We start from the raw sequence: 2,925 nt of genomic DNA on the forward strand, positions 1-2,925 counted from the left end.
GAGAGGCGCGTCGCTGCCGAGTCGGAGAGCACCACCAGCGTGTCGGGTTTCCAGGCTTCGAGGACGCCAAGCACCGGTTTGCGCTCACGCGGAGTGCTGTGGACGCGCACGCGGGCCCCCGGATCGGGCAGCTCCTGAGCGTGGCTCACGGTCGTGGTGAGCGCGGTCGCAGCCATGACGAAGAGCGCCGTGGCGAACCCGCTGCCAGGGGCACGACTCGAGGACCTGCGGAACATCGTGACCTCCCCCACCATCGTCGCGGCGCCGGGGGGTGTCGTGACGGCCCTTTCCGTAGGTATCGGTTCAGCTCACAGGGTGCATGGTACGGCGTTGGAATCGGGACCGGTGCGAGACGGGAGGAGTCTACCCGCAGCGACCCGCTTGATTCCCATCCCCTCGCGGCGGAATGATGCGGGTCGATGGAGTCCGTTTCCCACTATCGAATCCTCGCCAAGCTCGGCCAGGGCGGGATGGGTGCCGTGTTCCGCGCGGAGGACATGCGGCTCGGCCGCCATGTCGCGCTGAAGCTGCTCCCCGTGGGCGTGGCGGATCGCGAGGCTCGCGCTCGATTCCTCGAGGAGGCGCGCGCTGCGGCTTCGCTCGATCACCCGAACATTTGCACCGTCTACGAGTTCGACGAGTCGGAAGGGCAGCCGTTCCTCGCGATGCAGCTCATCGAGGGCGAGACCCTCGCCTCCGCCATCGCGCGCGGTCCGCTCGCCGAGGAACGAGCTCGCGAGATCCTGGCCGCGATCGCTTCTGCCTTGGCGGCGGCTCATGCACGAGGCATCGTCCATCGAGACGTCAAGTGCGAGAACATCCTGCTCGGGACCCAAGGCACCATCAAGCTCGCCGACTTCGGCCTCGCCCGTCTGCTCGTGGATCAGACGCGACTCACGGGCGCGGGCCAGGTGATCGGGACGCTGGCTTCGATGGCGCCGGAGCAAGTCGAGGGACGGGACGTCGGGCCCGGCGCCGATCAGTGGGGCCTCGGAGTCGTCGCCTACCAGGCGTTGACCGGGGCGCACCCGTTCGAGACCGAGAGTCGGGCGGCGCTCATTCACAAGATCCTCCACGAGAATCCGCCACCTCCATCGCGACGACGCACCGGCATTGCTCCTCTCTGGGACGACCTCGTTCTGCGCGCACTGGCCAAGAACCCGAAGGATCGTCATGAGTCCATCGAGGCCTTCGCGAGGGCTCTGGCTCCTGTCGTTCGGGACTCGACGCCGAGCCACGCCGCGGTCACGCCGCGCTCGCTAGCGGTGCTCTACTTCGACAACCTCTCGAGCGACGCCGAGAGCGATTACTTCTGTGCCGGCATCACCGAGGATCTGGTGACCGATCTCTCCAAGGTGAGCGAGCTGCGAGTTGCTTCGCGCAACGCGGTCGGCCGCTATCGCGGCCAGAGCATCGAGATCCGGCGCGTGGCCGCCGAGCTAGGAGTCGCCGCCGTGCTGGAAGGCAGTGTTCGCAAGGTGGCCAACCGGGTCCGCATCAACGCCCAGCTCATCGATGCCACGAGCGGATATCCCCTCTGGGCCGAGCGCTACGACCGGACCCTCGAAGACGTGTTCGCCGTGCAGGACGACATCACCGCCTCCATCGCCAAGGCCCTCCGCGGCGCCATGACCCACGGCGAGACCGAGGTCATCCAGGTGGCGCGGCCCGAGAGCGTGCGCGCGTACGACCTGTACCTGCAGGGCCGCGCTCATTACCAGATGTATACCCAGACTGACATGCAACTCGCGCTCGAGCGGTTCGAGGAGGCCGTGGACATCGAGCCGAGCTATGCGCTGGCCTGGGCCGGAATCGCCGACGTGTGCGCGCAGTTCGTGGACAAGGGATGGGACCTCGGTCGAAGCCGACTCGAGCGTGGCGAGCAAGCCGCCCGGCGCGCATTGGAGCTCCAACCCCGCCTCCCCGAAGCGCACAAAGCACTCGCGGTGTGCCTTTCCCTTTTGGGGAGGCCCGAGGAAGCCGAGGCACATCTGCGCTTGGCGATCGAGATCCAACCCCGGTTCGCGGTTGCCCTGATCAATATGGGATCGATCCGCGTCGAACGCGGAGACTTGGCCGGCGCCGAGCGCTGCTTGCGCAGGGCGGTGGAGGTCGACCCCGCGAACGCTTACGCCTACGTCATGCTTCAGGCTCTCTGCCTGGAGACCGGCCGTTACGAGGAGAGCATCGCGCTGGCTCATCAGGGGCAGCGATGGGGCCAGGGATCGTTCTTTCAGGGGCTGACACACTGCGGCAGGCTCCTGGCCCGAGTGCGGCTCGGACACTGGGAGTCGGCGCGAAGCGAGGTGGATGGACTGGCCGCCGCCGGGTTGTCCGGAGCAACCCTCGCCGCGGGTCGGGCATGCGTCGACCTGTCGGCCGGGCATGCGGTGAGCATTCCTCCGATCGACGAGCGGCCTTCAGAGGTTCCCGTGGGTCCTTACTTGCATGTGGTGCTGCGAGCGACGGCCGACGATCCAGCGGGCTTCGTGCAGGCTCTGAGAGTGGCTGAGCGCCTGGATCCCCACACTCAAACCTCCCATCCGACATTCGTGCGATTCATCTCCGCCTATCGCGACGTGCGTCGCTCCGAGGTGGTTCAGGCCTGGCTGGGCGACCGAGGCCGCTCGCTGGTGTGGCCGCTCGAAGCGCCACGACTCCCCGAGGAGGACCAAGTTCAGTTCACGGACTTCCGGGTGGAGACAGGAGTGCCACCGGCCGAGGGGTCACCCGATGACGTCATCGCCGCCCTGAGGTAGGCGAAGCGCGGGCCCGTGCCGTTCACCCAGTCACCAACGTGAACCACCCGCGCTGCAAGACCTCGAGCACCGCGCCGCCGGTGAACGAAGGACGCCACTGGACGGCCCATCGGGCGTACGGAAACTCCTCGTTGTAGCGAAGCGTGGAGAGATTCAGACCAGCTTC

2 protein-coding genes are annotated in these 2,925 nt (G+C 67.3%); one reads left to right on the plus strand and one right to left on the minus strand.

Annotated elements, in window-relative coordinates; all coding sequences use genetic code 11:
- Nucleotides 1–236: hypothetical protein (locus VFQ05_04180; protein HET9325948.1), on the minus strand; the 236-nt coding region annotated here is incomplete at its 3' end.
- Nucleotides 237–419: 183 nt separating this feature from the next.
- On the opposite strand from VFQ05_04180, the gene VFQ05_04185 reads away from it, so the two are divergent.
- Entirely contained in the window at nt 420–2,759 is a 2,340-nt protein-coding gene (locus tag VFQ05_04185) for a protein kinase (protein HET9325949.1), read from the plus strand.
- Nucleotides 2,760–2,925 lie beyond the last annotated feature (166 nt).

It is taken from the genome of Candidatus Eisenbacteria bacterium (assembly GCA_035712145.1).
In the GTDB taxonomy this organism is placed as follows: Bacteria; Eisenbacteria; RBG-16-71-46; order RBG-16-71-46; family RBG-16-71-46; genus DASTBI01.

What these genes read in the sequence shown, in the direction of transcription:
- VFQ05_04185 (HET9325949.1), top strand. Translation starts at nt 420, where the DNA reads ATGGAGTCCGTTTCCCACTATCGAATCCTCGCCAAGCTCGGCCAGGGC.